This is a genomic window from Bacillus sp. Nf3, assembly GCF_003028545.1.
GTDB classification, from domain to species: Bacteria; Bacillota; Bacilli; order Bacillales; family Bacillaceae; genus Bacillus; species Bacillus safensis.
On sequence record NZ_PYUA01000002.1, the window covers coordinates 776,304 to 802,184 of the forward strand.

Below are 25,881 nucleotides of genomic sequence, written 5' to 3' on the forward strand. Positions count from 1 at the left end.
CCATTGAGGAAAGGCTCTTTTTTATAGTTGCTGAGACAAGACGACCTTCGCCATAAGTTCAGGTTCTCCGTTAGCAAATCCATGAAGCAGAATCAGGTATGCGCGCTTTGTTTGCAAATGAACTTTGGGGATATCAAGCAGTACACTTTGAGTGCCGGTGGCTTTCAATTCAAAATGATATTTATTCGGGGAGAAATGATGAATGTGGGTACTGTTTACATAATCAAGTTCCTTCGATATGATCCCTTGGTCTCGTTCATATATATCTATGGAAGGAAGGTCTGGAGACAGCTGTACAAATGTAAGTGCTGACAGGTCTTCTTGTTTGATCAAAGTAGTCTGCTGCTCAGTCAGCAGTGCAAAGCCTGCACGAGCACCTGTGATACAGAGTGTATAGACCTCGCCACTCTTAAATTGAATGCGAGAATGAAGAATTTTTTCATTTGTAGCCAGTTTGAACACTTCTATTTCATACATTCCCTCATCCCATTCCGTATAAGCGGTCAAATGGCTGTAAGGCATTGTTTTCATCAGCTGCTTCCGGTTCACATAAACAGCAAGCTCACTGAGATCTGGTGCAGCGTGAAATAATCGAATAAAGGCTTTTGATGAAGGGCTGCTTTGAAGATGCTCATAGGCGGCAGTGAATGGCCGATATGGAAAGTCATGATAAAAGAGCTGCTGCATGTCATCGATCCCTTCTTTCTTATACAAATGGTGTTTTTTGTAGCGTATGCATGAAAAAGACGATCTGTATAGGCAAAAGAAGCAAAGAAAAAAGCCTGACGTATTCCGTCAGGCCGGCATGTTAAGAAGGAGAAGAATATTGATGATATTCAGCTAGTTTAATGAACGTTTTTTCATCCTCAATTAAACCACAAACGCCGCACTGGACCTTCATTTGAGGACCTTGATAGCTCAAGTGAAAAGGGGACAGCTGCTCTCCTTCGTATCTTTCAACAACTGCTCCTGTCGCTGGATCTAGCTTTACAGGTTCTGAAAGCTGCTCAATGAGATTAAAGCGCGTTCTGTTTGTTTTACAGTTTGGACAAAGATAAGGGCTAGTCATGGTTCATTCCACCTCTTTTTATCCGTAGCATGTCCTAAGCGCTAAAATCTATGCTTAATCCTTTTGACTTTTATCCAGCTTTTTAAATAATTTGATCATCGTTTTTAGTTCTTCGTCATCAAATGACTCAAATCGCTCCATAAAGTATTCTGTTTTCTTTTTCTCAAAATGCTCAGTAATTTCCTTACCCTTATCGGTTAAGTGGATTTTGATGATGCGACGATCCTCTTTTGAACGGATACGGGTGATCCAGCCTTTTTCTACGAGTGTGTCAGTCACAGCGGTAATATGACTTGCCGACACTCCAAGAATGGAAGCGAATTCCGTTACTTTTTTTGCACCTTGCTCACGGAGCAGATTTAAAATAAGAAATTCATTCCGAGATAATTCGTTTTCGAGCAGGCTGTTAATTTCATAACGGATCTGCTTAAATACGGTTCTCAGTAAAGTGTCCATTTCGTACATCATTTGTTTTCTTTGTTCCAATCATTAAACCCCCATTATATTTTAAAGATACGACAGAATGCTTTCTTTTATTTTAGGTATACAAGTCGTATCATTTTCATTATTTTTTATCATGTTATAATATGATGATACCATTTTTTAAATGAAGGGGGCACTAATATGTCTGAAAAACAAGAATTAGCCACATTTGCAGGAGGCTGCTTCTGGTGTATGGTTAAACCTTTTGATGAACAGCCGGGCATTATCAAAGTTGAATCAGGGTATACTGGCGGACATACAGTGAATCCGACCTATGAGGAAGTATGTACAAATACAACGGGACATAGAGAAGCGGTTCAAATCACGTTTAATCCTGACGTGTTCCCGTATGAGAAGCTGCTAGAACTGTATTGGCAGCAAATAGACCCAACAGACGATGGTGGGCAATTTGGTGATAGAGGAGAATCTTACCGTACTGGTATTTATGTTCATCATGACGAGCAGCGAAAGCTAGCGGAAGCATCGAAAGAGCAGCTGAGCCAAAGCGGGGTTTTCAAAAAGCCAATCGTGACAGAAATTTTAGATGCAGGTCCTTTTTATCCAGCAGAGGAATATCATCAGCATTATTATAAGAAAAACAAAATGCACTACGAACGATATCATGTCGGTTCGGGCAGAGCCGGTTTTATTGAGTCCCATTGGAGTGATAAATAATGGCAAATGAAAAAGAAAAGCGTATAAAAGAATTAAACCGCATGCAGTATGAAGTCACTCAAAATAATGGTACAGAGCCGCCATTTCAAAATGAATTTTGGGATCATAAAGAAGAAGGTATTTATGTGGATATCATTTCAGGTAAGCCGCTGTTTTCTTCTTTAGATAAGTTTGATGCCCACTGCGGCTGGCCAAGTTTTACAAAACCGCTTGAAGAGGAAGAAGTGGCAGAGAAGGTTGATACGAGTCATGGAATGGTGCGGACAGAGGTTCGCAGCAAAACAGCTGATTCTCATCTTGGCCACGTTTTTCCTGATGGACCAGGGCCAAACGGTCTTCGGTATTGTATTAACTCAGCCGCTTTGAAGTTTATCCCAAAGGATGATCTTGAAAAAGAAGGCTATGGGGATTTGAAACATCTATTTGATTGATTCATTTAAAAATCGTCACATGGAAAGCATTTGCTTCCGTGTGACGATTTTTTATTTTTTATGGTGTGTATGATGTAATTGTTCGATGATGTGGAACAGCTTTTCTTTTGTAATGAGCGGTGCTTCTTTTGAGGTGTAATTCGTTAAGTCGACTTTTTGAAAGGCAGGGTTCAAATGTGGTCTCGGTAAAATGGCATAAAATTGTTCATGTTCAAAGAGTGCATCTGCTTCGTGCGGGAATGTGAGCTCCTCGTGAAGCTTTTCGCCAGGTCTTTTTCCGACTACAAGTACATCTGGAGATTTAGCATTGATTTGGGCGGCATATTCATGAAATGCTTTTAAGAGATCGGCAAGCTGTAAGGACTCCATCTTGAGAATGAAAGTTTCGCCGCCTTTCATCATGATTGCTGCTTGAAGTGTGAGGGAAACAGCTTCTTCAATGGACATAAAAAAACGTGTCATATGAGGATCAGTCACGGTTAAAGGTTTTTCATTTAATAGCTGCTGGAGCATGATCGGAATGACGGAACCTCTAGATCCAAGCACATTGCCAAAGCGTACAGAGCAAAACTTGGTTTTTTGATTCGGAATACTTTCGTTTGCTTGGAAAAATAATTTTTCTGAAATCAATTTTGTTGCACCCATGGCATTAGTCGGAGAAACTGCTTTGTCAGTTGAAATGTTGACAACATGACTCACTTCATGTTCGAGGGCGGCTTCAATGACGTGCTGCCCGCCGATGATATTCGTTTGAACGGCTTCGAACGGATTATCTTCACAAGTGGGTACTTGTTTTAAGGCCGCTGCATGAAAAATGATATCTACACCTTTGACGAGCTGTCTCACGCGGCTTGCATCCCGGACATCTCCTAAAGCGAATACGACCTCTGGATGATCTGCGTACTCATTTTTCATCATGTATTGTTTGCTGTCATCTTTACTGAAGACGATTACCTTTTTTGGAGAGCAGCTTGTTAATTTATTCACGATTTGCCGGCCGATGGATCCTGTTCCGCCTGTAACTAATATCGTTTTGTCACGAAAAAAGGTCTTCAAAGTCGTTTCTATCTGATTGGACATATCTAATCCCCCAACTCTCATTTCTCTACTTTGCATCATATGTGAAAGAGCGGCATTCGTTTGAGGAAAAGAACCACTTCATGTATAAATTAGGTGAACAAATTATAACCATCTGCTTGCCGTCTTAATAGAATATGGAGAGATAAGAGATTAACTAGAAAAACGAGAGACCTGATTACTTCAGTACTGCGATCAGCTCGGTCAGAGAAGAAAATTGTAAGGGAGCTGTGAGCGAGGGGAGAAGAGAAGACATGTATAGGGGAAATCGTATTTTAGCCATGATACCTGCATTTAGAAGTCACGACGGCCAGCATGATGAACATATACGCATATTGGCAGAGCGGCCGCTTATCTATTGGACCATTCAGCCGCTTTTGCAAATGATTGAGTTAGATGAAGTCATCGTCTCCACAGAGGATGTCAATACGCAAATCATTTCATCTCACTATGGAGCAAATGTGATTGAACTGCCAAGCACACATGTAACAGAACAAACGCCGTCGCTGGTAGCTGTGAAGCATGCGCTTGCTTATTTAGAGCGGGAGGGGAAAACCTTTGATATTGTGCTATATCTGCATCCATCGTCTCCACTAAGACAGCCGGCAGATATCGAGAAGTGCTTGCAGCTTTTAGTGGAGGGGGGATATGACTGCACCGCATCTTTTACAGAGGCGTTAGAAAACCCAAATGAAACTTGGACACTGCATGAAAACAATGAAGCTACTTTATATAAGGACAATCATTACTTTTTCATGCCAAAGCATGAGCAGCCATATACGTATGGCCGCCTAAATGGTGCGGTATATGCTTTTCATGCTCATTATGCCAAAGAATGCATTCATTCCTTTTTAGAAGGGTCTGTCGGAGCATATATGATGGATCACACGCGGTCGCTTGTGGTGAAACAGGAGGCAGACCGGAAAGAGGCCGAGCACGTCTTATTGGCTCGCCGAGATGCAGAAGATCATGCATAAGCTGGCCTTCAATAAGAAAAAGCGCCTAGTTATAGGGCGCTTTTTACGATTTCATAAAGCCTTTGCGGCATCGTATCAAATGTATTCCAGCGAACGGCTTGCTCGTAGTTGTTCAGTGCGGCCGCCTTTCTTTCACCTGCATTTGATCCATAGTATTCCACCTGTTTGATCAAATCGTCCTCATCTTTGTAAAAAGCAAAGCTTGAAAAAGTAGGCGGCGGATGTAGATCCGTCAATTGAAAACTTCCAGTTGCAGCAATGTCAAATGCTCTGTTATTGAGGCTCATATTTTGAATCATGGCTTTATTTTTATTATATACAAATTGAGACGGCCTATGCGGATTCAGGACAATCGCTGTCTGTTGATAGATGTCCGCCATTTGCTGAGGACTCAGCCAATTCGTTATAAGGGTGAAATCACGATAATGTCTCCGTGATTTATTTAAGTGACGGTGCCATTCCTTACCTGCAACGAGAATACGCCATTTGTTTTGCTTTAAGAGTGTATCGATGGCTTTGATTCGGTTGGGATAAGGGTAGCCAATGAGTGCAATGTCAAACGTGCACATCTCATCTGGTGATTCATTTTTCTGAAAGACACGTGTATTTGTCGGAATGGGAAAGTAGTGTGTATTTTCGGCGCCTAATTGTTTGTAAAATGGCAAAATCCCTTCATCAATCGTTAAGATAAGCTGAGCATCACGTGCGCAAGCAGCTGATATATCAGTATAAAAAGGATCTTCTGTCATCCAAAGAACAATCGGAATTTTTTCTTGTTTGAATTGATGAAGTACATCTTTCGGAACATGATCACCGATCATCATCAAAACAAAATCCGGAGAAAATGTCCGGATTTTGTGCATGTTAGTGGGTAGAGATTCTCTATCAATCTTTACAAATGAAAAGGGGGAATCAATGAAGCTTTCTTCTACCCATTGATCAAACATGTGATAGATTCCGCCGTAGCCAGAACTGATATAAAGAAGCTTCATGATGACCCTCTCACATTAAGATGTGAATGTAACACTTTCAACTTTATCTACATCTAAAAGAGTCGTTGCTGAGCCGGTAGGTGTGACAGAGCTTTCTTGTGTAACAAATACAACACCTGTTGAAGCATCGAATGATACAAATTGAACTGGCCCAATTAAATCTCCTGAGTCAGTGACAATACTAATGACTGTTCCTGGTGCAAGTCTTGCAAAGATCCATCTTGCTGGCTGAGATACATCGAGTGTTGTAGCAGAATCTGAAGGTGATGCCTCAGCTGCCACTTCACTTAATAAATCGTTCAATTTCTCTTCCACTTGAACTCCTCCTTCTTCGAGATTAGCTGTTAATGCATGAGTAATTGGTTTGAAAAACACTTTCAATAGTTCTTTTTTTAATTCAGCACGCTTTTCGCTCATTTTTTCCCCATCCTTTCTTCATCAATTCAAACTCACCCCTATGTATATGCCGTTCATTTTTTTTGGCATAAGCAGAACGCTGATTCCTGATTCTTTTTTTCAATTAATCACTTCACACATTTTTAAAAATGTTTTCAAATGCTGAGGCTAAATGAAGTGGCGCTCATACTCTAGTAAAGATTAAATGTGAAGAGAGAGGGATTATGAATGGAATTTGAACAATTATTAGATGGTTGGAACGAAGAATTACTAGAGTCGGAAGGAGTGCTTGAAGTCATCTTGATTTTACTTCTTCTTCGCCTTTTAGAAGAAAGTGAGGAAGAGAATGTGTCAGACATCAAAGAATTACTTCGTCCATGGCTTGAGCTTGGCATTCCAGTGCCGCGTGTTCATTTGGTCAATGGAGATGTACTTCAAAACGTGGTTATCGTGCAATTGTTTGATACGGTCGCGGTCTTTAAAAACGCGACAAATCAGCTAAGAGTGAGTGTTCCTTTTGTGAACATTGTCAGCTGGGGGGCATTTTAAACTAATCAAAAAGGATAATGATCATGAAAGTATCGGTGATTTTAACAAGCTACAATAAACCAGATTTCATTGATCGTGTGTTAAAGAGTATGGTAGAACAAACGTATCCGCATTGGGAGCTTTTGATTATGGATGATGGCTCAGAACAGGGCACCATTCAAAAGATCCAGCCCTATTTGAGTGATGGACGCATTCAGCTGTATTCGCACACGGTTCATCCGGCAAAACGGCTGTTAACCGCACGATATGCGACGCTTATTAATGAAGCATTAACCCGTATAACAGGTGAGCTCATTTGTTATTTAACCGATGATACCGTGTACCATAAAGATCGTTTGCTTAAAATGGTGGATGTTTTTCGGTCGAAGCCTCATATAGATATTGTGTATTCCTCGCAGCGGGTTGTGCATGTGAATCAGCATTTAGTGGAAACGATGAGTTTTGTTCGAGAAGCAGATCAAATCTTAGAGCATGCGTCCTTTCAAGTGGACCATTGTTCGGTCATGCACAGAAGCCGCTTGCTTCCACTGATTCATGAAAAATACGGACAATATTGGGATGATGAGCCAAAGCACTGGCATCATGCAGATTCTGTTTTTTGGATGAGGCTGAATCATTTCGCTTCGTTTTTTCCATTAAAAGCTGTACTGGATACAACATATAAAACGCCCCATTCCTTTCATCATCAGTTTTCGAGTATGCCGTATGATTTAATTGACGGAACGATCATTGAAAAAGAAGGGGATTATTATCAAATCGCAGACGGGAAACTTCATGGAATTGAAAAGCGCTGGATCAATGAAAAGAACAGGCGTGCGATCCGTGTTCCGCTATTATGTGAGATGAAATATGAAATAAAAGAGAAGCTGGCAGTACCCAATTATACAGTTGTCACCGCAGATCAGGGGAAAACGTTCTTTTATATTGAAAAACAGAAAAAAAGAAGGTTTGCTTCAAAACGTGACGTGCAATATTTTCAGTTTCACCCAAAGGAGACCTATACGATTTCAAATGACCAGCTTCAGTCATTTGAGGATGGCGATATCATCAAAGTTTCTCCTGTATTCAGTCCGCCAAACAGGCGGCTGTTTAAATGGAAACAAGATGTTTATTTACTTGTGCATCATGCCTTTTGCCGTATTGATCCTGAGGTGGTGAAGCGGTTTGCTTTTTATCATCAGCCGATTAAGCTGTACCCGTCCCAATTTACGTTATTTCAGGAAGGAAAGTCGATTGTTCCGCTGTATAGGGAATCGCTGCAAGAATTCGATATGTCTCTTTATCAGACATCCGGGCGAAAGCACTCCTCATAAGAGGGGTGCTTTTTAAAATTTTTGCAGGAAGTAGAACGGAAAAAGCGAAACATGAAAAAGACAGGGAACCATTTAGAAATGATCAAGCCGCTGAAAAATCGGCAATTGATGCCGGTTTTTTGGCACTGAAAGTGAGGGGGAAAGAATGGGGAAAGTTGTCGAAAGAGCAGATTGGTTTGAATTAATTTTAGAAGCCATCGATGAAGCCATTCACGTTGTAGATGATCAAGGGATGACGATTTTCTACAATCATAATGCCGCTAAGTTTGACTGTTTACAAAAAGAAGAGGTGATTGGCAAGTACATCCTTGATGTGTATCCCTCTTTAACTGAAAAAACAAGTACGCTTATGCATGTGTTGAGAACAGGAAAGCCCATTTATCATTCGCTGCAAACCTATTTGAATAAAAACGGAGAAAGAATTGAAACAGTGAACACGACATTGCCTATTATTGAAGATAACGAGTTAATAGGTGCGGTCGAAGTCGCAAAAGATGTATCCAAGCTGTCTGCTCTTTCCAATCGTTTAGATCAAAAAAAGCGAACATATGACGTGGATGGGGTAGAACAAATGCATGATTTTGCTTCATTTTTAACAAATGATCCGCTTTTAAAAGAAATGCTTGAAAGGGCAAAAAAAGCAGCTGCTTATCCATCATCAGTTGTTGTCTACGGAGAAACTGGGACAGGAAAAGAAGTGCTTGTTCAAGCCATTGTCCATGAATCTGACCGAAAAAACCAAGTGTTTATTCCGCAAAACTGCGCAGCACTCCCAGAAACATTACTTGAAAGTCTATTGTTTGGATCTGTCAAAGGGAGCTATACGGGCGCAATCGATCGCAAGGGACTTTTCGAATTGGCTGATGGGGGCACGCTTTTTCTTGATGAGCTGCAAGCGATGCCGCTCACCCTTCAGACGAAATTATTACGTGTGTTAGAGGATGGCGTTGTCCGCCGCATCGGTGATGCAAAGTCCATTCAAGTGGATGTTCGGCTCATTACCGCGCTCAATATGGACCCATTCGAAGCAGTGAAAAAGCAAATTTTAAGAGAAGATTTATTTTATAGACTGCATGTATCATCTTTTCATATTCCGCCGCTTCGTGAGAGAAAGCAAGATATCACGCTGCTATCCCGCCACTTCATTCAAACCTATCATCAGCAGTTTTCAAAAAACGTCACATGCCTTTCTGAAGAAACGAAACGATTGTTTATGGCGCACCACTGGCCTGGGAATGTTAGAGAATTAAAACATACGATAGAGCATGCCGTGTTGATGATGCCAAAGGAAGCGGAAGAGATCACCCCTCTATACCTTCCGGCTCATTTACGTGAGCAAAAACTGGAAAAGGAAACATCTGAATCCTCCTTAAAAATTCAAGTGTCTTCATTTGAACAAACATTGATTCAAGAAGCTTTACATCAGCATAATGGGAATATTAAAAAAACCGCCGCCGCCTTAAAAATCCCTCGACAAACGCTGCAATATAAACTGAAGAAATATGCAGATGCCGAAATCTAGGCACAGCATCCAATTGAATATGACGGGTAAAGCTCCTTTTGTAAAGAATAGGGGCATTTTCCCATGTTGGCACATAACTTGCATAGTATAAAGTGAATGCTGATAGGGGGAATGGATATGAATCAGAAATTGTATGAACCGGCGCGTCACTGGAAGGACATAGAGCTTTGGAAGGATGTACCTGAGGAAAAGTGGAACGACTGGATTTGGCAGCTGACGCATACCGTGAAAACGCTTGAGGATTTAGAAAAAATCGTAAACTTAACAGAAGAGGAACGAGAAGGGGTGAAGATCTCCACCAAAACCATTCCACTCAATATAACACCCTACTATGCCTCACTGATGAATCCAGACGATCCAAGATGTCCAATACGTATGCAATCTGTGCCAATTGCAGAAGAGCTTCATAAAACAAAATATGATCTGGAAGACCCGCTGCATGAAGATGAGGACTCACCTGTCCCGGGGCTCACACACAGGTACCCAGATCGCGTGCTGTTTCTTGTGACAAATCAGTGCTCGATGTACTGCCGCTATTGTACGAGAAGACGTTTTTCCGGTCAGATTGGTATGGGTGTGCCGAAAAAGCAATTAGATGCTGCCATTGGATATATAAGAGAAACACCTGAGGTGCGGGACGTGTTAATTTCTGGCGGAGATGGGCTGTTAATCAATGATCAAGTGCTTGAATACATTTTGAAAAACTTACGAGACATTCCGCACGTTGAGATCATTCGGATTGGAACCCGCGCGCCGGTTGTCTTTCCGCAGCGTATAACAGATGAGCTGTGCGAGATATTGAAAAAATATCACCCAGTTTGGCTGAATACTCACTTCAACACAAGTATTGAAATTACAAAAGAAGCAAAGGAAGCGTGCGAACGTCTTGTGAATGCCGGTGTCCCTGTAGGGAATCAGGCCGTCATCCTTGCAGGTATTAACGACAGTGTGCCGATTATGAAGAAGCTGATGCACGACCTTGTGAAGATTCGGGTCAGACCATATTATATTTATCAATGTGATTTATCTGAGGGCATTGGCCATTTTAGAACGCCGGTATCAAAAGGGCTTGAAATCATTGAAGGCTTAAGAGGACATACGAGTGGTTATGCAGTGCCAAGCTTTGTGGTAGATGCGCCAGGAGGCGGAGGGAAAATTGCCTTACAGCCAAATTATTTATTATCGCAAAGCCCTGACAAAGTCGTCCTTCGTAACTTTGAAGGTGTCATCACCTCTTATCCAGAACCAGAGTATTACGTCGCAGGTCAGGCAGATGCGTATTTCAATGAAATTTATGAAGAAAAACAAGAACCAGCAATTGGTATTACCGCACTATTTGAGGATGAAGCAAGATCGTTTACGCCTGAGAATTTAAATCGAATGAAACGTAGAGAAGCATATGAGACAAATCCTGAGCATGACACACTTAAAAACAAACGTGAAAAACGGGATGAATTAAAAGAGAAGAAATATCAAGCTCAGCTCAAAAAAGAACAAACCGTGAAGGAGGAGAAATAGCCTTGCTGACATGTGATTGGTGTGAGGAAAAGAAAGCAAATGCTAAGCAGACAACAGTCTATTGGGAACTGATCACGGGCACACAATCAATTGAAATCATCGAAACGCCGTCCATCTCCTGCACGCACTGCGGTATGACCTATCAAAAGGATGAGACGGTCAAAGAGATTGAAGATCAATTAATTTTAGTGGACCAGACAAAACTTCCAGAAAAAATCTCCTATGAAGAATTAATGAGCATGGAGCGGTTATTAAAGCGAAATTACTTTGACTTTTCTTCATAAGTTGTACCTCCGCCTATACAAGTCATCAAATTGCTGTATAATATAACAACAAAATAGAGTGTCGCGGAGGGAAAAACAGGTGAAGTCGTTTTACCATTATTTAATGAAGTTCAGACATCCAAAACCGAAAGATGAAATCAGCCATTTTGCAAATGCTGCGTATGAAGATCACAGCTTTCCTAAAGCTTCCACTGATTATCATGAGCTGTGTGCTTATTTAGAATTAAATGGTGATTATCTAAGCTCAATGACAACATTTGACGAAGCGTTTGAGCAATACGAAGTAGAAGTCAAAAAAAAATAACACACAACCGCTTGTTCCATATGGGAGAAGCGGTTTTTTTATAAGAAATAAAATGGCGTTTTGCATGGTGTGGTTGCCCATGCAGAATTCCTTGCGCCGGCATACGATACGTTAAGACCAAAAGTCGGGCAAGGGGGAGACAGAATGAAGGCGAAAGCACCAAAATATCAAGTAGGGGATATTGTCGTCGTTGTCATGTACGGCACAGTCGGAACGATTACAAAAGTCCATCAAATTGACCAGCACTATTTATATGAGGTCAATCATAATGAGGTGCTTTATTTTGAAACATCACTTCAGCTTTACGATGAGTATAGCGGGGTGATTGTCGATACAGAAAAGCTGGACATTGAATATGAGTTCCTCATTGGCGATGTTGTATATGTAAAAGATTACGGAAAAGAGCTATTTAAAATCATCGGTCATCGGACCGAAATTTGGCGCTACCTTGAAGATGGCTGGGAGGATGTCATTTACGAACTTACGAGGCTGAAAGACGGAGAGTGGCTGGAAACAGAAGAGGAAGATTTAACGCTTGTCTTAAGGAAATATGAGATGGATCAGTTTGTTCATCAGCTTCTTTTTGTGCATTACGTCGGAGAAACCTCAAAAGAGTTAGAAGAAGATATGGTTCAAACGGCTCTATTGCAGCTAGAAGAGAAACAAGAAAGCGAAGCTTCACTTGAATTTCTCGCTGTATCTATAGTGGATGAGCTTCTTGATATTTATAACGATTATAAAATTCTTTACGAATTTTTCAAAGATCCAGAATATAAGGATATGATGGATTTTATTTTGGAAAGTTTACACGAACATTTTGGTTAAAGAAAGACTTGTCCTAACACGAATAAAAAATAAGGCACACAGAAAAATGCAATCACATAAAACCATCCCCTCAAGATACGGCCCATCACCTGATCAAATGTTTCTCCATCTAATATGCTTAACCATTTCATTGCTTCAAGCCCCTTTTCTTTTTGTTTACTGCATTTATATGTATGGAATGAGCCATTATGACAAACTGTAATAAAAAACAGCTGGCGTTCATACATCATAAAAAAGGAGGCGGAATGCAATGAAAGAAGCAGATTTGGTGATTGATACAGAGGAAATTGCGGAGTTCTTCTACATGGAGCTGATCAAAAGAGGGTACATACCTGCTGAGCTTGAAACATTTGAGCTGGCTGACATTACATTTGAATATATGCTGAAAAAAGCAATGATAGTTGAAGAAGAGGCGTGGTAGGCACTATACTTTGAAGAGATTCTGAAGAGAGAGGGAGGGGAATCCTTCGCGTGTACATCCTATTTCTTTTCATTTTATTTGGCGCCATTGCTGCGCTCATGGTATCTGGGGCTTTTCAAGATTTGGACAACCAGATCATCTTATGGTTTGAAAGCATCAGACTCCCTTTTTTAAATGATGTCATGCTGGCTTTGACAGACTTTGGCATCAGCGCGCTGCTCGTTCCAATCATGCTCATTTTTAGTGTGGTATTGTTTATGTATAAGCGCTACTACTCTATCATGATGCTTTTTCTATTATATCTCACAGAAAAAACAATCAATCATGAATTAAAGGGGCTTTTTGCTAGAGAGCGTCCGGCCTTTGATCACCTTGTAGGTGAAACGTATTACAGCTTTCCGAGTGGACATTCGATGAATGCAGTCACCATCTATCCTTTTATGGCTTATCTATTAGTTGAGATGATTCCATGGCTGAAAAAACGACAGAAAATCGTCTATTTAATCACAGGACTGGGAGTCCTAGTCATTGGCATCAGCCGGATGTATATTGGCGTGCATTATTTGACAGATGTCGCTGGAGGCTTTGCGATAGGACTCGCTTTATTTCTCATTTGTAAAAAGATTGACGAAAGATTGCCTGTCATTCGACAAAAATAGAAGAAGGAAATTGACAGATCCCAGCCAATTTTATATAAAAGGGGAGGGATTTGAATGCAATTGACGTTGAGATTTTTTCAAAAGAAACCTTCAGCATTTCACTTAACCATTTATCAAACACCTGAATATGGCGCTGCAAGTGGGCATCAGCCTGTGTACCGGACAAAGATTGGCGGCAGAACACACCTTGATGTACTGGAGAAAGCATTCTCGACATTTAATGTACAAGATACAGTCCCTAATGATTACAATGCGCGGTTTATCACAACTGGCGATATTGTTGTGATTGATGATAGGAAAAAGGGGAAGTGCTATTATCAGCTCTCTCCGGCAGGATGGAAACGCAGTGAACGACTAATGACGATAGGCTAAATAGATGATAAATGATGCCAGCTTGAGATCCAGCTGGTATTTTCTTTTTTAAGCTCTATCGTTTATAATAAATAGGATAAAATACATAGTAAACGTAAGTGGAGGCTAAAAAATGAGTGTACATATTGGAGCAGAAAAAGGACAAATTGCAGAAACGGTATTGCTGCCAGGCGATCCGCTTCGTGCGAAATATATTGCAGATACATATTTAGAAGATGTTGAGTGCTATAACGAAGTGCGCGGAATGTATGGCTATACTGGAACCTATAAAGGAAAACGTGTTTCTGTACAGGGCACTGGGATGGGCGTACCATCTATTTCGATTTATGTGAATGAACTCATTCAAAGCTATGATGTTCAAAACTTAATTCGTGTTGGTTCTTGCGGGGCAATCAAAAGGGATGTCAATGTACGTGACGTCATTTTAGCGCAGACATCATCAACAGATTCACAGATGAACCGTGTGGCATTTGGACCGATTGATTATGCGCCATGCGCTGATTTTGGCCTGCTCAAGAAAGCATATGACACAGCGGAAGCAAAAAATGTCGCTGTACGTGTCGGAAATGTATTTACAGCAGACCAATTTTACAATGAAAAACCACTTGAGCTCATGGCTCAATATGGTATCCTAGCGATCGAAATGGAGACAACCGCTCTTTATTCTCTTGCAGCAAAATTTGATCGAAAAGCGTTATCCATTTTGACAGTGAGTGATCATGTTCTAACAGGAGAAGAAACAACGGCTGAAGAGCGTCAAACAACGTTTGATGAAATGATCTTAATTGCGCTAGACTCTGTTTTATAATAGTATAAAGGGTGTGCTACTATGTAGCGCATCTTTATTTTTTTAGAAGAGCAAAAGGAAGGTATGTCATGAAGAAAAGCTACAAAATACTCTCAATCGCATCGATTCTTGGTTTGACAGCCGCACTATCAGGCTGCCAGTTGCTGGATCAAAAAAGCGGTACATCTGAATCAAACAAAACAAACGAACAAAAAAACGCAGCAAGTTCATCTCCCCAGCACAACTCAAACGAAACGGCAGATTCATCGAATCAAGAGCTGACGTTAAAGAGTGAATATTTCAATGACATCAAGGTTGTGAGCGGTCTGAAAACCATTCAAAATCCTGAAAATGTGCTAGCACTTGTTAACAAAGAATATGCATTACCAGGAACCTATAAACCTTCTGATCTCGTTGTGCCAAAAGTAGAATTCTCTTTTTCGGAGGATATAGAAAAACGATATATCCGCAAAGAAGCAGCGGAAGCGCTTGAGAAGTTATTCAAAGGTGCAAAAAAGGAAAACTTCGAGCTTGCTGCAGTATCTGGCTATCGCTCCTATGACCGTCAAAAAGTCATTTTTGATAGTGAGGTCAAATTAAAAGGCAAAGAAAAAGCACAAGAAGCAGTCGCTTTACCAGGCGAAAGTGAACATCAAACAGGTCTTGCCATGGACATTTCCTCAAAAAGTGCCGGCTTTGAGATCTCTGAAAAGTTTGGTGAAACACCAGATGGCAAATGGGTGGCTAAAAACGCCTATAAATATGGCTTTATCATCCGTTATCCAAAAGGAAAAGAAGACATTACGAAATATGAGTATGAGCCGTGGCATTTGCGATATGTGGGAAAAGAAGCCGCAAAAGCGATGCATGATCACGATTTAACATTTGAAGAATACATGAACAAAGTAAAGAAAATCTAAACAAGTAAAAGGCCTCCCAGCTATTCGGGAGGCCTTCTCTTATTCTTCTTTTAAAAAAAGAACAATCCTGCTAATGCGAAGCCGGTAATGAAACCGAGGCCGATGCCATACGCTGCACCCCAGCCATAATATCCGCCCCAATAGCCATAACCATAGCCCCCGCGAGACCCGCCGACTGGACGAATATAAACTTTGCGGTTTGTCACACGCTCAATGCGTCCGACATGTACTCTGCCATTACGATCAGTGATTCTAGCGACTTTCCCCATGTGCTGCTGACAAAGCTTGTAGTAGCGCTCCATGTTTTTCCTCCTTATGACAAACTCTTTTCACTCTTATCCTATGCGAGAGACCTCATAGAGTTTGGACAAAACATATAGGGGATTCGCTCATTTTATACAGTGCATTCAAATAGAATGTGACTTAGCTGCTTTCTGTGTGCTTGAATGAGATCGTAGTGTGTTTGCAGTGTCTCGTAAAGAGAAGGCGGTATGTGTTCAGATAATTCCATTTCTGTTGGTTCCTCCTGTACCATATGTTCATCGAATGAGAGAATCTGAATGTCACGGAAGCCTGCTGCTGTTAACTGCTCCTTCCATTCTTCAAGCGACAAAAGCGAGTGAAAGCCATAAAAATCCCGAACAACGGTCATCTCTTCAGGCGTAAGAGGGGCTTTTAACACAGCTTCATTTGCAATCAATTGACTGCCAGGAGCTAGGACGCGTTTGATCTCAGCAAGTGCAACAGGCAGCTTGGTAAAGCTTAAAACAGATTCACTGATGAGTAGAGAGAACGCTTGATCTGGAAAGGGCAGCTGCTCAATGGATGCCTCTAAGGCACGGGTTGGCAGTTCTTCCCGCTTGAATCGCAGGTTCGCCTTTTCAATCATCAATGGATGAGTATCAATGGCCTCCACCTGATAACCTATATTTCCTAAATAGGCGGCCGTCTGTCCTATACCGCATCCGGCATCCAGTATACGTGCATGAGGCGGCAGTTTTATATGCTCAATCATCGTTTTTGTTAACTCAATTCCGCCAGGATGGGCACCTGATACGCCAAAATAGGCAAGCATTTCTACATAATCACTCATATCATCCCTTCTTTCCTTATCCTGTTCCTCTCTAAAGATTATGCAATAGAGGAGCAAATGGCTTATCTTTTCAAGTAGAAGTTGATCCTTTGGTTGACGGATGAAGCATCGTCCTTGATAATAATGAAAGGAGATAAAGGTGGTGTTTTTTTGAAAAAACAAATGAAGTTCGTGGTAGCCATTTTGGTGACTGCTGCACTGTCCTCTGCGATTACATTTGTGATCACAAAACAAGGTGCTGTCAGCGTCTCTGGAGACGAGAAGTTTAGTAAACTCATGGCTGCGTATACGAAGGTAAAGGATGAGTATTACGAAAAAACGGATGATCAAAAACTAGTAGATGGTGCGATCCAAGGAATGATTGCATCACTTGATGATCCATACTCTACATATATGGATCAGGAGGAAGCCGAAGGATTTAACAACACCATTTCTTCATCATTTGAAGGAATTGGTGCACAAGTAGAAGAGAAGGATGGACAAATTTTAATTGTCGCTCCGATTAAAGGCTCTCCTGCTGAAAAAGCTGGTTTGAAACCTCATGATCATATTTTAAAAGTGGATGGAAAAAGTACCAAAGGCATGTCGGTCAATAAAGCAGTCTCTCTCATCAGAGGAAAAAAAGGAACGGATGTCCAGCTGCATCTCAACCGTCAAGGAGTGGGCAATGTAGATGTGACCATCACAAGAGACACGATTCCGCTTGAAACGGTGTATGCCAAACTCACAAAAGACAAAATAGGAGAAATCCAAATTACGTCCTTTGCTGAAACTACATCGAAAGAGCTGGATAAAGCGATTGATGACCTCGAGAAAAAAGGGGCAAAAGGTTTTGTCATTGACCTCAGAGATAATCCAGGCGGCATTATGACAGAAGCCATTGAAATGAGCAATGACTTTATTGATAAAGGAAAAGTCATTATGCAGGTTGAAGAAAAAGGGAAGAAACAAGTGTACAAGGCTGAAAAAGAACGCAAAGTCCATCAGCCGGCAGTTGTTCTTGTAAATGGCGGCTCAGCCAGCGCTGCTGAAATCATGGCGGCGGCTCTGCACCAATCTTCAGGCATTCAAATTGTGGGTGAAAAGACGTTCGGCAAAGGAACTGTTCAAAATGCGCAAAACTATAATGACGGTTCTAGTGTCAAGTTAACCATTGCAAAATGGCTGACTCCAGACGGTTCTTGGATTCACAAAAAAGGAATCGAACCACAGGTCAAAGCAGCTCTTCCAAGTTATGCAAAGCTGCCGTACTTAAGCCCGAAAAAATCGTATGAGCTAAATGACAATGGAGATGAAGTCAAAGCGGCTCAAAAAATGTTCCAAGCGCTCGGCTACAAAGCAAAAGCAAACGGTGAATACGATCAAGCATTCCAGACTATCGTCAAAAGCTTCCAAACAGACAACGATTTAAAGGTAGACGGTATTCTGACAGGAGATACAACGACCGTTCTGATGACAAAGATCCAAGATAAGTTAAAGAACAACGATACACAAATGAAAAAAGCCATTGAAGTCTTGAAAAAAGAAATGAAATAAAGAAAAAGCAGTCCTCATAGGGGACTGCTTTTTCTTATCTTGTGATCGCTTCTGTTTTTTCATCATCCTTTTCAAATAGTTCATTCATGACAGAATTGGATGTGACCTTCTTTTGGAAGAATGGATTTAAAATCAAGATGACTACGACGTTTGCTAGTAAACCAAGAAAACCTTCATAAAGACCAAACGTGACTTGTGAGATATTCGCTGTAAAGGTGACGATGATTCCAATGACTAACCCAGCAATCGTTGCTTCTCTCGATTGTTTTTTCCAGAACAAGCTGATGGCAATAGCTGGGAAGATTTGAACCATTCCTGAAACACCAATGAGCTGAAGTGTGACAAGTGCAGTTGGGAACAGCATCCCGAATAAAAGAGCGAGCCCGATAACGATAAATACCATCGAACGTGTAATGATGGTCAATCTTTTAGGTGACACATTCGGATGAATTAAGTCACGGTATAAATTATTGGCAAATAAATTCGATGCGCCAATAGCCATGATGGAGCATGGAATGAGGGAAGCCAGTGCAATCGTTGAATAAGCGAGCCCCTGCATCACGCCGCCATATGATGTTTGAATTAAATGAAGAAGAGCAAATCTTGGATTTGTATCTTCTGGTAAGACTAAAAAGGCAATAAATCCAAGGAAGATGACCAAAATCAATACAATATTATAAAGAGGCAAAAACATGCTATTTTTACGGATGGCATCTGCGCTTTTGGCTGTAAAAACCCCAGTTGCCGCATGTGCCCACATAAACAAAGCAAGGGCAGAAACGCCTGAAGCAGTAATGAACCATAAAATCCCCTTAGGACCGCCTTCAGGGATCGTGAGAAGTTGAGGCGCTTCTTTGGCTAACGTGTTCATCATCGGTGTCCAGCCGTTAAAATGAATAATTGGCAGTGAAACGACCATAAACAGCATGATCACCCAAACGAGAATATCCTTAATAATGGCTGTATATGTAGGACCTTTAATACCACTGAAAAATGTATAAAGTGCGACTAAAATAAATGAAATGATAACAACTGCATTGACATTAATATAATTCGTTCCAGCGACAGTTAACGTATCTTGAATCCCGCTCAGCTGAAGACAAATATAAGGAATCAGCATAAGTACCCCAACAATCGCAATCAAACTAGATAACAGCTTGCTGTCAAACCGCTCACGTGCATAATCGGCAAGTGTTGTAAGGTTGTGACTTTTCGCTACCGTCCATAGTTTCGGTAAAAAGAAATAAGCAATAAAATAAGCTAGGACTGAATACGGAATAGCGAAAAAAGCGACGCTTCCAGCTGTATAAGCTGTACTTGTAAGCCCTAAAAAAGTATAAGCTGTATATAAGTCTGCGCCAACGAGGAACCAGACAAGCAGTCCGCCAAATTTTCTTCCGCCGACAGACCATTCTTCTACTGACTGTCTTGATGATTTGTCACGACCAGCGGCAAAACCGATGACCACGACGATGAAAATAATACTTGCAGTAATCAATAAAGCTGTTAAATTTCCTTGCATTAGTCAGTTCCTCCATTTGAATGTTGCATCTTATAAATGATAAATGTGCAAATTGGTGTGAGTACAATCCATAGTAAGAGCCAGAAGTGGAAAAAGGGAAGGCCGATGACAAATGGATGAATGCGATTCGCAAATGGCAGTAATGCGAGCTGTCCAATGAATGGAATCGCGATAAGTAGTGCCAGCATCAATTTTTTGTTCATGATTTCCTCCTGAATATTTTGTAATTTCATAATAATAGCAGTTGTCAGATTAGATCACAAGACCATTTTCAGAAAAAACAATCATTTTGGTGGATATCATACTAATATAACGCTTTCATTCTTAAAAAAGGAGAAAGAGTGAAGATGTAAAGAGGGGGAAGGTGAAAGAAAGTATGTAGAAATAATATTTAAACCAAATAAAAAAGCCTCAGCATAAAAGCTGAGACCTTGCCAATTTTTAAAGGAAATCAGATACTTCTTCGATGTCGAAACGATTACTTTTATGAGCTTCTTTTGCTGCTTTACCAACTGAAATCAGCATCACTGGCTCGTAGCGGCCGCTTACATTGAATTCTTTGATGTATGCTTCTTTACTGAAGCCACCCATTGCACACGTATCATAGCCCATTGCTTTTGCCGCAATCATTAATTGCATAGCAGCTAATGAAGCATTTGAATACGCTGCTTCTCGAGCATATTGCTCACTTTGATATGCGCCATTGATTTGAGTCATCAATGTTTCTTTAATGTCTTCAGTAATAAAGCCTTGTTCAGCCAGCTCACTGTAGATTTTTTCGCCATTTTGGTTAGCTTCAAGGTCACCTAGAACTGCAATAACAGCTGATGCTTGTGATACTTGCTTTTGGTTGTACGCGATTGGAAGTAACTTCGCTTTTGCTTCAGCACTATGGAAAACAGTGAAGTGCCAATGTTGAAGGTTCCAAGCAGAAGGTGCTTTTGTTGTGATTTCAAGAAGCTCTGTTAACTCTTCTTTTGTCATTTCATGAGTAGTGTCATACTCTTTTACTGAAGCTCTTTGTTTTAAGATGTCAATCGTTTTTTGATCGGTCGCCATATGGATATTTCCTCCCGTTTTTGCAAATAGTATGGTACAATAACTAAAAAGTGAGAAACTTACTTATTGTAACTAGACATATTTTAAATTGTACACCGTTAGTTTGTCAAACAATCATGAAAAGAAAGGCTGAAATTTATGGAATTCCAATTATGTCCACACATTCAGCAAGCTTTTTTACTCCTAGGCAAAAGGTGGAATGGGCTTATTATACATGTATTGCTTGATGGTCCAAAGCGTTTTAAAGACCTCACAGACACGATACCGTCTATTAGTCAAAAAATGCTTGCAGAGCGTTTAAAAGAGCTCGAGCAAGAAGGAATTATAGAGAGGACTGTCCTGCCTGAGACGCCTGTCAAAGTCATTTACAGTTTAACTGAAAAAGGGAATGCGTTACATGATGTGTTTCATGAGGTATCTCGGTGGGCAGGGGAGTATACAGACACTCACGACAAAAAGGAGCAAGCCTAGTTTCAGGTTTGCCCAAACATTTTAACTCCTGATGAATATGCTGATGTTAGGCACATGACAAAGGAGGAGAAATGCATGTACCCTCATACTCCGTATTTTCGAGGCGGCGCCCCTGGCATTCCGCCATATGAATCCAGAGTCCCTTTGTTTTTTGGTTTTGGCGCTCCTTTGGTCGGCGGACTGCTTGGCGGATTTCTAGGAAGTGCGATTTTTAATTATCCCCGCCCATATTACCCCCCGCCACCACCGCCTGCTCCACCACCTTATGGCGGCGGATATCCACCATATTATTAAGAAAAAAGAGTAAGCCTGCTTCCATTCCAAAGCAGGCTTTTTATAATGGAATATCAATTTCAGAAATTCCTGGATCATCATGCTTTAAAAACATAATTTCCAATATACCGTCTTGGTACGACGCCTTCGTTCCTTTTCGCTTCACAGCAGCAGGGAGGACGACTTTCTTCTGCGCCCCTTCTTCAGGAAAATGATCAATAAACAGCAGATTGGCTGTATGTTTGATTTTGACTTTTTCTGTGTTTGGACGAGCAAGTTCAATTTTGACAAACACATGATCAGTCGTCTCGAACACTTCGACTTCTGGCTCTTTTTCCTTTTGGACGTCAGTTTCTCTCGTTTTTTGATTTTGAGAAAGGGGGTCCTGAAATGGGAACTGAGCAGGATAATTGGAGCCGAATACACTTTCCATGACTTGATTGACATACTGCTCAACGTCTTTAGGATCTGAATTCTTTAAGGCTTCTTTTGAGAACTGCTTTTGAAAAGGGAATAATCGGTTCCAGTCGAACATGCGAATCATCCTTTCTAAATGCCCTGAATTAGTATATGCCCATTCGTCAGCGTGCGTGCTATAATATACGTTAGATTTAGAAAGGGATGGTTACATTGAACGAACAGCATTCAAAAGGTGTTCTCTACACGGCAGCATCTTTTACACTCTGGGGTTTATTCCCGTTATATTGGAAGCTGATGGAGCATATTTCGTCAGGCGAAATTTTAGCGCACAGAATTGTATGGTCATTTGTGTTTATGTGCGGTATTCTTTTGTATTTAAAACAAGTCCGCCCAGCGATGCAGACAGTAAAAGGTCTCATACTAGATGGTAAAGCATTTTTTTCATTACTTTTATCTGCTATTTTAATTTCGGTCAACTGGTATGTATATATTTGGGCAGTCAATCATGGTCTTATGCTAGAAGCAAGTTTAGGGTACTATATTAATCCGCTTGTATCCGTTCTATTAGGGATTATTTTCTTAAAAGAACGACTAAATAAATGGCAAACCATTGCCATCCTCATTGCCGCATTTGGGGTGGTCCTTTCAACAGTTCAATACGGGTCATTTCCTGTCGTTGCTTTCTTATTAGCCTTTAGCTTCGGTTTTTATGGTCTGATTAAAAAAAGGATGAGCTTCACGAGCGCGATTGGTTTGACAATTGAAACACTGCTTCTCGCACCGGCTGCACTAGTGTACTTATTATTTTTCTTAAAAGAACCTGTTGTGACTATGAATCCTAACAGCTTCGGATCGCTCGGACTCCTATTTTTTGCAGGTGTTTTTACAGCCGTGCCGCTTCTTTTATTCTCAGAAGGCGCAAAAAGAATTCCTCTTTATCAAGTGGGCATTTTGCAATACATTGCACCGACAATTACGCTGTTTTTAGGGCTGTTTGTCTATCACGAACACTTATCCGCAGCTAAAATTGTGACGTTTCTTTGTATTTGGGTGGCGATTTTACTGTTTACCACCTCTCAATTACGCATGAAAAAAACAGCGAATTCTCATTAAGTCAAACGAGCAGTTTGCTTTTTTTTGCAGGCGGATCATGTCATAATAAGTTGTTACCAAAACTGTAGAGGTGATCATATGTCGTCAGCTCATGAGCTTGCAGCCGCCTATCAATCTTTATGGAAAAATCGTCAGCTTGATGTTGATGATATGTCTTCTTTACACGAGGCCATATGTGATGATTTACTTGATGCACGAACTCATCCGCGGGCGAGGAAATCATTACATCAAAAGTATGTGCTTGCTGTGGAGAGGATTTTAGAAAGTGAGCTTAAGCATGATCATCAGCTGCAGCTGATCAGCTTACATACGAAAAAGCTGCGAGAATTAATTCAAAATGAAGGAAGGAACCACTCATGAAACCAATTCAAACGGAAGATGTCACAGCACATCTTGAATCGTTTTTAAATCGTCCAGTCTTCGTTCATCTTGAAACGACAACTGGTTCTTATTCAGCTCATGTAAACGAACAAAATATGACGGTTGTGGCGTATATCCGCAACGCGAAAGTCGTCTATTCACAGGCGAAAATAAAAGGACAAGGTCCATACCGTGTTGGAATGAAAACAGAAGATGGCTGGATTTACGCAGAAGGATTAACCGATTATGTGTTTGATGACCAAGGCCGCCTGCTTTTAGCTGGGCACTTGCCAGACGGGAAACTAGCGATCTCATTACAAATTAGTGAAACACCATTTCAGGTGTAGAAGAAAGGGTGACGAGTCATGAACGAACATGTACTAGTGATGCTGCCTCACCCCGATGATGAATCCTTTGGGGTTGCAGGTCTCATTGCACAAAGCAGAAAACGCGGAATTCCCGTCACATATGCATGTGGGACACTTGGGGAAATGGGCAGAAATATGGGAAGCCCAACATATGCTAACCGTGAAACACTTCCGGAATTAAGAAAACAGGAATTAATCAATGCCTGCAAAGAAATGGATATCACAGACTTACGTATGCTTGGCTTGCGTGATAAAACATTGGAATTTGAAGACGACGAGTATTTGGCAGATGTGATGGAATCCATCATTGATGAAGTCAAACCGACACTCATTGTGACGTTTTATCCAGGGCACGGTGTACACCCTGATCATGATGCGACAGGCGAAGCTGTGATTCGTGCTCTATACCGCAAGAAAAAAGAAGACCGCCCTGTCACATACTGCATGGCCATTACGAAAAATAGAGAAGAAGTGCTTGGAAATGCGGATATTGTCATTGATATTACAGATGTTGCAGATATCAAATTAAATGCACTGAGAGCGCATAGAACGCAAACAGAAGGCATGCTGAGAGAACTGGAACAAAAACTGAAAAACAAAGAACCTGTCGTCCAAAAATGGTTTGATGAAGAAATTTTCTGGACGTACCAATGGAATGATTAAACAAAAAAGCAGCTGACATAGATCAGCTGCTTTTTTGTTGTATTTAGTGATTCGATACATATCGAAGTTGACGTTTTTGAATCAACCTGAGACGGATAAAGAGGACGATGGCACCTGCGGCAAGGCCGGCAATCAGCCCTATCCAATAACCAAACGCACCAAAGGAGGTATATGTGCCAATGAGATAACCGGCAGGAAGACCGATGACCCAGTAAGAGACAAAGGCAGCAATCAGCGTATAATTCACGTCTTTATAGCCGCGCAGAGCCCCTTGAATGGGTGCAGCAATCGCATCTGACAGCTGGAAGAAGATCGCGTAAATCAAAAAGTGCTGTGTCATTTGTAAAACAGCTGATTCAGCTGTATATAAACCAGCGATCTCTGGTCTGAATAACAAAATAAGTGCGGCCGTACATAATGAGAATAATACCGCCGTACCAATGCCGATATAGCTGTAGCTTTGCGCGTCTTTATATCTCTTAGCCCCCGCTTCAAACCCAACAACGATCGTTAAAGCCATAGAGATACTAAGCGGTAAAATATAAAGAATAGAAGCAAAGTTCATCGCTGCTTGGTGACTGGCGATTGTAATGGTATCAAAGTGACCCATTAAAAGCGTCACTGCTGCAAAGATACTCGTTTCAAAAAAGATCGCAAACCCGATAGGAAGGCCAATTTTCAGTATTTGCCCTACACGGGAGATATTCATTCGAGGCAGTTTTTGAAACAAACGAAATGAGGCGAATGGCTCTGCTTTAACGACAATACAAATACTCATGATGAAAATCGCCCAATACGTCATTGCAGATGCAAGGCCGGCACCCGCACCGCCAAGCTTTGGAAAGCCAAAATTTCCAAAAATCAATACGTAATTTAAAACAAAGTTAATAGGAAGTGCTGTGAGCGTGATGAACATCGTCACACGTGTTTTCCCTAATGCATCAATAAATGACCTTAGCACCGAATAACCAAACAGCGGGATGATGCCAAACGCAAGAAAGCTGAGAAAATGCTGAGCAATTTCCTCTACAGATTGCTCGAGTCCAAGTCCTCCGAGTATATAAGGAACGCTGATCGTACCAATGACAATCACAGCGATACTTAAAAGAAAGGATAAATAAATCGCCTGAAAGACAGCCCGGGGAACATCTTCTTTATGCCCAGCCCCCATCAGCTGAGCCACAATTGGAGTAACGGCCATTAAAATACCGGCAAGTCCTGTATAAACAGGTGTCCAAATACTAGAACCGATCGCAACACCCGCAAGGTCTTCTGCACTTACTTTTCCAGACATCACCGTATCTAAAAAGGTAATAAGTGAAAGACCTGCTTGGGTGATTAAAATCGGAATCAAAATGGTTAAAAATAGTGTCAGCTTTGCTCGAATGCTATTCGTTTCTCTCATCATAAGTTCCTCTCTGAACAGAAA

General features: G+C 41.1%; 37 protein-coding genes. 23 read left to right on the forward strand and 14 right to left on the reverse strand.

Features of this window, described 5'->3' with window-relative positions; translation table 11 throughout:
* Positions 1–21 precede the first annotated feature (21 nt).
* From C9414_RS08925 to C9414_RS08935, 3 genes are all read right to left on the reverse strand, one after another.
* Positions 22–687 (reverse strand): DUF4397 domain-containing protein, encoded by a 666-nt coding sequence (locus tag C9414_RS08925; protein WP_047203271.1) that lies wholly within the window; start codon positions 685–687, stop codon positions 22–24.
* Positions 688–808: 121 nt separating this feature from the next.
* The gene (locus C9414_RS08930) at positions 809–1,069 is read right to left on the reverse strand and encodes a hypothetical protein (RefSeq protein WP_024422721.1); all 261 of its coding nucleotides are present in this window, start codon (positions 1,067–1,069) and stop codon (positions 809–811) included.
* 54 nt (positions 1,070–1,123) lie between these two features.
* Entirely contained in the window at positions 1,124–1,555 is a 432-nt protein-coding gene (locus C9414_RS08935; RefSeq protein ID WP_007500780.1) for a MarR family transcriptional regulator, read from the reverse strand.
* A gap of 138 nt (positions 1,556–1,693) precedes the next feature.
* Here C9414_RS08935 and msrA point away from each other — a divergent pair, with 138 nt between their 5' ends.
* Positions 1,694–2,227, forward strand: a complete 534-nt coding sequence (msrA, locus tag C9414_RS08940; RefSeq protein ID WP_047203272.1) for a peptide-methionine (S)-S-oxide reductase MsrA — start codon at positions 1,694–1,696, stop codon at positions 2,225–2,227.
* Entirely contained in the window at positions 2,227–2,658 is a 432-nt protein-coding gene (gene msrB / locus C9414_RS08945; protein WP_024422719.1) for a peptide-methionine (R)-S-oxide reductase MsrB, read from the forward strand. Before msrA ends, msrB begins: the two co-directional genes overlap by 1 nt.
* Before the next feature lie 51 nt (positions 2,659–2,709).
* Here msrB and C9414_RS08950 read toward each other — a convergent pair whose 3' ends face one another.
* Positions 2,710–3,738, reverse strand: a complete 1,029-nt coding sequence (locus C9414_RS08950; RefSeq protein ID WP_107163450.1) for an SDR family NAD(P)-dependent oxidoreductase — start codon at positions 3,736–3,738, stop codon at positions 2,710–2,712.
* A gap of 251 nt (positions 3,739–3,989) precedes the next feature.
* On the opposite strand from C9414_RS08950, the gene C9414_RS08955 reads away from it, so the two are divergent.
* Positions 3,990–4,712: an acylneuraminate cytidylyltransferase family protein gene (locus C9414_RS08955; protein WP_107163451.1), complete on the forward strand. Its 723-nt coding sequence runs from the start codon at positions 3,990–3,992 to the stop codon at positions 4,710–4,712.
* A 29-nt stretch (positions 4,713–4,741) separates the two neighbouring features.
* Here C9414_RS08955 and C9414_RS08960 read toward each other — a convergent pair whose 3' ends face one another.
* Both C9414_RS08960 and C9414_RS08965 read right to left on the reverse strand, forming a co-directional pair.
* Entirely contained in the window at positions 4,742–5,704 is a 963-nt protein-coding gene (locus tag C9414_RS08960; RefSeq protein ID WP_107163452.1) for a CgeB family protein, read from the reverse strand.
* Between the two features lie 15 nt (positions 5,705–5,719).
* On the reverse strand, positions 5,720–6,121 hold the full coding sequence (locus C9414_RS08965) for a hypothetical protein (protein WP_039179354.1): 402 nt from the start codon (positions 6,119–6,121) through the stop codon (positions 5,720–5,722).
* A gap of 207 nt (positions 6,122–6,328) precedes the next feature.
* On the opposite strand from C9414_RS08965, the gene cgeC reads away from it, so the two are divergent.
* From cgeC to C9414_RS09005, 8 genes are all read left to right on the forward strand, one after another.
* Positions 6,329–6,649, forward strand: coding sequence for a spore maturation protein CgeC (gene cgeC / locus C9414_RS08970; protein ID WP_107163453.1), 321 nt, complete (start codon positions 6,329–6,331; stop codon positions 6,647–6,649).
* Positions 6,650–6,666: 17 nt separating this feature from the next.
* Positions 6,667–7,962: a glycosyltransferase family 2 protein gene (locus C9414_RS08975; protein WP_107163454.1), complete on the forward strand. Its 1,296-nt coding sequence runs from the start codon at positions 6,667–6,669 to the stop codon at positions 7,960–7,962.
* A gap of 5 nt (positions 7,963–7,967) precedes the next feature.
* A complete protein-coding gene (locus C9414_RS08980) occupies positions 7,968–8,147 on the forward strand; it encodes a hypothetical protein (RefSeq protein ID WP_107163455.1) in 180 nt (59 codons plus the stop codon).
* On the forward strand, positions 8,108–9,484 hold the full coding sequence (locus C9414_RS08985; protein ID WP_107163456.1) for a sigma-54 interaction domain-containing protein: 1,377 nt from the start codon (positions 8,108–8,110) through the stop codon (positions 9,482–9,484). Before C9414_RS08980 ends, C9414_RS08985 begins: the two co-directional genes overlap by 40 nt.
* A gap of 117 nt (positions 9,485–9,601) precedes the next feature.
* On the forward strand, positions 9,602–11,002 hold the full coding sequence (gene kamA / locus C9414_RS08990) for a lysine 2,3-aminomutase (RefSeq protein WP_107163457.1): 1,401 nt from the start codon (positions 9,602–9,604) through the stop codon (positions 11,000–11,002).
* A gap of 2 nt (positions 11,003–11,004) precedes the next feature.
* Complete coding sequence (locus tag C9414_RS08995) at positions 11,005–11,286, forward strand: YokU family protein (protein ID WP_047203280.1); 282 nt, start codon at positions 11,005–11,007, stop codon at positions 11,284–11,286.
* Positions 11,287–11,365: 79 nt separating this feature from the next.
* The gene (locus C9414_RS09000; protein ID WP_024422709.1) at positions 11,366–11,590 is read left to right on the forward strand and encodes a YozE family protein; all 225 of its coding nucleotides are present in this window, start codon (positions 11,366–11,368) and stop codon (positions 11,588–11,590) included.
* Positions 11,591–11,734: 144 nt separating this feature from the next.
* Positions 11,735–12,415, forward strand: a complete 681-nt coding sequence (locus tag C9414_RS09005; RefSeq protein ID WP_039179337.1) for a hypothetical protein — start codon at positions 11,735–11,737, stop codon at positions 12,413–12,415.
* Here the strand turns inward: C9414_RS09005 and C9414_RS20490 are convergent.
* Positions 12,412–12,546 carry a hypothetical protein gene (locus tag C9414_RS20490; protein ID WP_255290989.1) on the reverse strand — a complete coding sequence of 45 codons (135 nt, stop codon included), beginning with the start codon at positions 12,544–12,546 and terminating at the stop codon, positions 12,412–12,414. The two genes, C9414_RS09005 and C9414_RS20490, sit on opposite strands and share 4 nt — an antisense overlap.
* Positions 12,547–12,665: 119 nt before the next feature.
* On the opposite strand from C9414_RS20490, the gene C9414_RS09010 reads away from it, so the two are divergent.
* The 5 genes from C9414_RS09010 to C9414_RS09030 all read left to right on the forward strand — a co-directional run bounded on the left by C9414_RS09010 (position 12,666) and on the right by C9414_RS09030 (position 15,574).
* On the forward strand, positions 12,666–12,836 hold the full coding sequence (locus C9414_RS09010) for a YozD family protein (protein WP_064497481.1): 171 nt from the start codon (positions 12,666–12,668) through the stop codon (positions 12,834–12,836).
* Positions 12,837–12,886: 50 nt separating this feature from the next.
* Positions 12,887–13,495, forward strand: a complete 609-nt coding sequence (locus C9414_RS09015) for a phosphatase PAP2 family protein (protein WP_047203281.1) — start codon at positions 12,887–12,889, stop codon at positions 13,493–13,495.
* 54 nt (positions 13,496–13,549) lie between these two features.
* Positions 13,550–13,867 (forward strand): hypothetical protein, encoded by a 318-nt coding sequence (locus C9414_RS09020; RefSeq protein WP_107163458.1) that lies wholly within the window; start codon positions 13,550–13,552, stop codon positions 13,865–13,867.
* A 112-nt stretch (positions 13,868–13,979) separates the two neighbouring features.
* Positions 13,980–14,675, forward strand: a complete 696-nt coding sequence (deoD, locus tag C9414_RS09025; protein WP_012010274.1) for a purine-nucleoside phosphorylase — start codon at positions 13,980–13,982, stop codon at positions 14,673–14,675.
* Between the two features lie 68 nt (positions 14,676–14,743).
* Positions 14,744–15,574 (forward strand): M15 family metallopeptidase, encoded by an 831-nt coding sequence (locus tag C9414_RS09030; protein ID WP_047203283.1) that lies wholly within the window; start codon positions 14,744–14,746, stop codon positions 15,572–15,574.
* 50 nt (positions 15,575–15,624) lie between these two features.
* On the opposite strand, the gene C9414_RS09035 is transcribed toward C9414_RS09030, so the two are convergent.
* The gene (locus C9414_RS09035) at positions 15,625–15,876 is read right to left on the reverse strand and encodes a hypothetical protein (protein WP_048239413.1); all 252 of its coding nucleotides are present in this window, start codon (positions 15,874–15,876) and stop codon (positions 15,625–15,627) included.
* Between the two features lie 92 nt (positions 15,877–15,968).
* Entirely contained in the window at positions 15,969–16,667 is a 699-nt protein-coding gene (locus tag C9414_RS09040; protein ID WP_107163459.1) for a class I SAM-dependent methyltransferase, read from the reverse strand.
* Positions 16,668–16,817: 150 nt separating this feature from the next.
* On the opposite strand from C9414_RS09040, the gene C9414_RS09045 reads away from it, so the two are divergent.
* Entirely contained in the window at positions 16,818–18,203 is a 1,386-nt protein-coding gene (locus C9414_RS09045) for a S41 family peptidase (RefSeq protein WP_107163460.1), read from the forward strand.
* A gap of 34 nt (positions 18,204–18,237) precedes the next feature.
* On the opposite strand, the gene C9414_RS09050 is transcribed toward C9414_RS09045, so the two are convergent.
* The 3 genes from C9414_RS09050 to C9414_RS09060 form a co-directional block, all read right to left on the reverse strand.
* Positions 18,238–19,725, reverse strand: a complete 1,488-nt coding sequence (locus tag C9414_RS09050; protein WP_039179321.1) for a sodium:solute symporter family protein — start codon at positions 19,723–19,725, stop codon at positions 18,238–18,240.
* A complete protein-coding gene (locus C9414_RS09055; protein ID WP_024422700.1) occupies positions 19,725–19,928 on the reverse strand; it encodes a DUF3311 domain-containing protein in 204 nt (67 codons plus the stop codon). Before C9414_RS09055 ends, C9414_RS09050 begins: the two co-directional genes overlap by 1 nt.
* Before the next feature lie 238 nt (positions 19,929–20,166).
* Entirely contained in the window at positions 20,167–20,784 is a 618-nt protein-coding gene (locus C9414_RS09060; RefSeq protein ID WP_095408800.1) for a nitroreductase family protein, read from the reverse strand.
* 138 nt (positions 20,785–20,922) lie between these two features.
* On the opposite strand from C9414_RS09060, the gene yodB reads away from it, so the two are divergent.
* Both yodB and C9414_RS09070 read left to right on the forward strand, forming a co-directional pair.
* Positions 20,923–21,255 carry a transcriptional regulator YodB gene (gene yodB, locus C9414_RS09065; RefSeq protein ID WP_041085725.1) on the forward strand — a complete coding sequence of 111 codons (333 nt, stop codon included), beginning with the start codon at positions 20,923–20,925 and terminating at the stop codon, positions 21,253–21,255.
* Between the two features lie 75 nt (positions 21,256–21,330).
* Positions 21,331–21,549 (forward strand): hypothetical protein, encoded by a 219-nt coding sequence (locus tag C9414_RS09070; RefSeq protein ID WP_024422697.1) that lies wholly within the window; start codon positions 21,331–21,333, stop codon positions 21,547–21,549.
* Between the two features lie 40 nt (positions 21,550–21,589).
* On the opposite strand, the gene C9414_RS09075 is transcribed toward C9414_RS09070, so the two are convergent.
* A complete protein-coding gene (locus tag C9414_RS09075) occupies positions 21,590–22,063 on the reverse strand; it encodes an Hsp20/alpha crystallin family protein (RefSeq protein ID WP_039179316.1) in 474 nt (157 codons plus the stop codon).
* Positions 22,064–22,149: 86 nt separating this feature from the next.
* Between C9414_RS09075 and rarD the strand changes: the two genes are divergently transcribed.
* The 4 genes from rarD to bshB2 all read left to right on the forward strand — a co-directional run bounded on the left by rarD (position 22,150) and on the right by bshB2 (position 24,452).
* Positions 22,150–23,061 carry an EamA family transporter RarD gene (rarD, locus tag C9414_RS09080; protein ID WP_241218592.1) on the forward strand — a complete coding sequence of 304 codons (912 nt, stop codon included), beginning with the start codon at positions 22,150–22,152 and terminating at the stop codon, positions 23,059–23,061.
* A gap of 78 nt (positions 23,062–23,139) precedes the next feature.
* Positions 23,140–23,421 carry a hypothetical protein gene (locus C9414_RS09085; RefSeq protein ID WP_024428326.1) on the forward strand — a complete coding sequence of 94 codons (282 nt, stop codon included), beginning with the start codon at positions 23,140–23,142 and terminating at the stop codon, positions 23,419–23,421.
* Positions 23,418–23,768, forward strand: coding sequence for a YojF family protein (locus tag C9414_RS09090; RefSeq protein ID WP_008359999.1), 351 nt, complete (start codon positions 23,418–23,420; stop codon positions 23,766–23,768). The genes C9414_RS09085 and C9414_RS09090 overlap by 4 nt, the downstream gene beginning before the upstream one ends.
* An 18-nt stretch (positions 23,769–23,786) precedes the next feature.
* Entirely contained in the window at positions 23,787–24,452 is a 666-nt protein-coding gene (gene bshB2 / locus C9414_RS09095; RefSeq protein ID WP_039179311.1) for a bacillithiol biosynthesis deacetylase BshB2, read from the forward strand.
* Positions 24,453–24,495: 43 nt separating this feature from the next.
* Here the strand turns inward: bshB2 and C9414_RS09100 are convergent, their stop codons facing one another.
* Positions 24,496–25,857, reverse strand: a complete 1,362-nt coding sequence (locus C9414_RS09100) for an MATE family efflux transporter (protein WP_107163462.1) — start codon at positions 25,855–25,857, stop codon at positions 24,496–24,498.
* Between the last annotated feature and the right edge of the window lie 24 nt (positions 25,858–25,881).

What these genes read in the sequence shown, in the direction of transcription:
- C9414_RS08925 (WP_047203271.1), bottom strand. Translation starts at nt 687, where the DNA reads ATGCAGCAGCTCTTTTATCATGACTTTCCATATCGGCCATTCACTGCC.
- C9414_RS08930 (WP_024422721.1), bottom strand. Translation starts at nt 1,069, where the DNA reads ATGACTAGCCCTTATCTTTGTCCAAACTGTAAAACAAACAGAACGCGC.
- msrA (WP_047203272.1), top strand. Translation starts at nt 1,694, where the DNA reads ATGTCTGAAAAACAAGAATTAGCCACATTTGCAGGAGGCTGCTTCTGG.
- msrB (WP_024422719.1), top strand. Translation starts at nt 2,227, where the DNA reads ATGGCAAATGAAAAAGAAAAGCGTATAAAAGAATTAAACCGCATGCAG.
- C9414_RS08950 (WP_107163450.1), bottom strand. Translation starts at nt 3,738, where the DNA reads ATGTCCAATCAGATAGAAACGACTTTGAAGACCTTTTTTCGTGACAAA.
- C9414_RS08955 (WP_107163451.1), top strand. Translation starts at nt 3,990, where the DNA reads ATGTATAGGGGAAATCGTATTTTAGCCATGATACCTGCATTTAGAAGT.
- C9414_RS08960 (WP_107163452.1), bottom strand. Translation starts at nt 5,704, where the DNA reads ATGAAGCTTCTTTATATCAGTTCTGGCTACGGCGGAATCTATCACATG.
- C9414_RS08965 (WP_039179354.1), bottom strand. Translation starts at nt 6,121, where the DNA reads ATGAGCGAAAAGCGTGCTGAATTAAAAAAAGAACTATTGAAAGTGTTT.
- cgeC (WP_107163453.1), top strand. Translation starts at nt 6,329, where the DNA reads ATGGAATTTGAACAATTATTAGATGGTTGGAACGAAGAATTACTAGAG.
- C9414_RS08975 (WP_107163454.1), top strand. Translation starts at nt 6,667, where the DNA reads ATGATCATGAAAGTATCGGTGATTTTAACAAGCTACAATAAACCAGAT.
- C9414_RS08985 (WP_107163456.1), top strand. Translation starts at nt 8,108, where the DNA reads ATGGGGAAAGTTGTCGAAAGAGCAGATTGGTTTGAATTAATTTTAGAA.
- kamA (WP_107163457.1), top strand. Translation starts at nt 9,602, where the DNA reads ATGAATCAGAAATTGTATGAACCGGCGCGTCACTGGAAGGACATAGAG.
- C9414_RS09005 (WP_039179337.1), top strand. Translation starts at nt 11,735, where the DNA reads ATGAAGGCGAAAGCACCAAAATATCAAGTAGGGGATATTGTCGTCGTT.
- C9414_RS20490 (WP_255290989.1), bottom strand. Translation starts at nt 12,546, where the DNA reads ATGAAATGGTTAAGCATATTAGATGGAGAAACATTTGATCAGGTGATG.
- C9414_RS09010 (WP_064497481.1), top strand. Translation starts at nt 12,666, where the DNA reads ATGAAAGAAGCAGATTTGGTGATTGATACAGAGGAAATTGCGGAGTTC.
- C9414_RS09020 (WP_107163458.1), top strand. Translation starts at nt 13,550, where the DNA reads ATGCAATTGACGTTGAGATTTTTTCAAAAGAAACCTTCAGCATTTCAC.
- deoD (WP_012010274.1), top strand. Translation starts at nt 13,980, where the DNA reads ATGAGTGTACATATTGGAGCAGAAAAAGGACAAATTGCAGAAACGGTA.
- C9414_RS09030 (WP_047203283.1), top strand. Translation starts at nt 14,744, where the DNA reads ATGAAGAAAAGCTACAAAATACTCTCAATCGCATCGATTCTTGGTTTG.
- C9414_RS09035 (WP_048239413.1), bottom strand. Translation starts at nt 15,876, where the DNA reads ATGGAGCGCTACTACAAGCTTTGTCAGCAGCACATGGGGAAAGTCGCT.
- C9414_RS09040 (WP_107163459.1), bottom strand. Translation starts at nt 16,667, where the DNA reads ATGAGTGATTATGTAGAAATGCTTGCCTATTTTGGCGTATCAGGTGCC.
- C9414_RS09050 (WP_039179321.1), bottom strand. Translation starts at nt 19,725, where the DNA reads ATGCAAGGAAATTTAACAGCTTTATTGATTACTGCAAGTATTATTTTC.
- C9414_RS09055 (WP_024422700.1), bottom strand. Translation starts at nt 19,928, where the DNA reads ATGAACAAAAAATTGATGCTGGCACTACTTATCGCGATTCCATTCATT.
- C9414_RS09060 (WP_095408800.1), bottom strand. Translation starts at nt 20,784, where the DNA reads ATGGCGACCGATCAAAAAACGATTGACATCTTAAAACAAAGAGCTTCA.
- yodB (WP_041085725.1), top strand. Translation starts at nt 20,923, where the DNA reads ATGGAATTCCAATTATGTCCACACATTCAGCAAGCTTTTTTACTCCTA.
- C9414_RS09070 (WP_024422697.1), top strand. Translation starts at nt 21,331, where the DNA reads ATGTACCCTCATACTCCGTATTTTCGAGGCGGCGCCCCTGGCATTCCG.
- C9414_RS09075 (WP_039179316.1), bottom strand. Translation starts at nt 22,063, where the DNA reads ATGTTCGACTGGAACCGATTATTCCCTTTTCAAAAGCAGTTCTCAAAA.
- rarD (WP_241218592.1), top strand. Translation starts at nt 22,150, where the DNA reads ATGGTTACATTGAACGAACAGCATTCAAAAGGTGTTCTCTACACGGCA.
- C9414_RS09085 (WP_024428326.1), top strand. Translation starts at nt 23,140, where the DNA reads ATGTCGTCAGCTCATGAGCTTGCAGCCGCCTATCAATCTTTATGGAAA.
- C9414_RS09090 (WP_008359999.1), top strand. Translation starts at nt 23,418, where the DNA reads ATGAAACCAATTCAAACGGAAGATGTCACAGCACATCTTGAATCGTTT.
- bshB2 (WP_039179311.1), top strand. Translation starts at nt 23,787, where the DNA reads ATGAACGAACATGTACTAGTGATGCTGCCTCACCCCGATGATGAATCC.
- C9414_RS09100 (WP_107163462.1), bottom strand. Translation starts at nt 25,857, where the DNA reads ATGAGAGAAACGAATAGCATTCGAGCAAAGCTGACACTATTTTTAACC.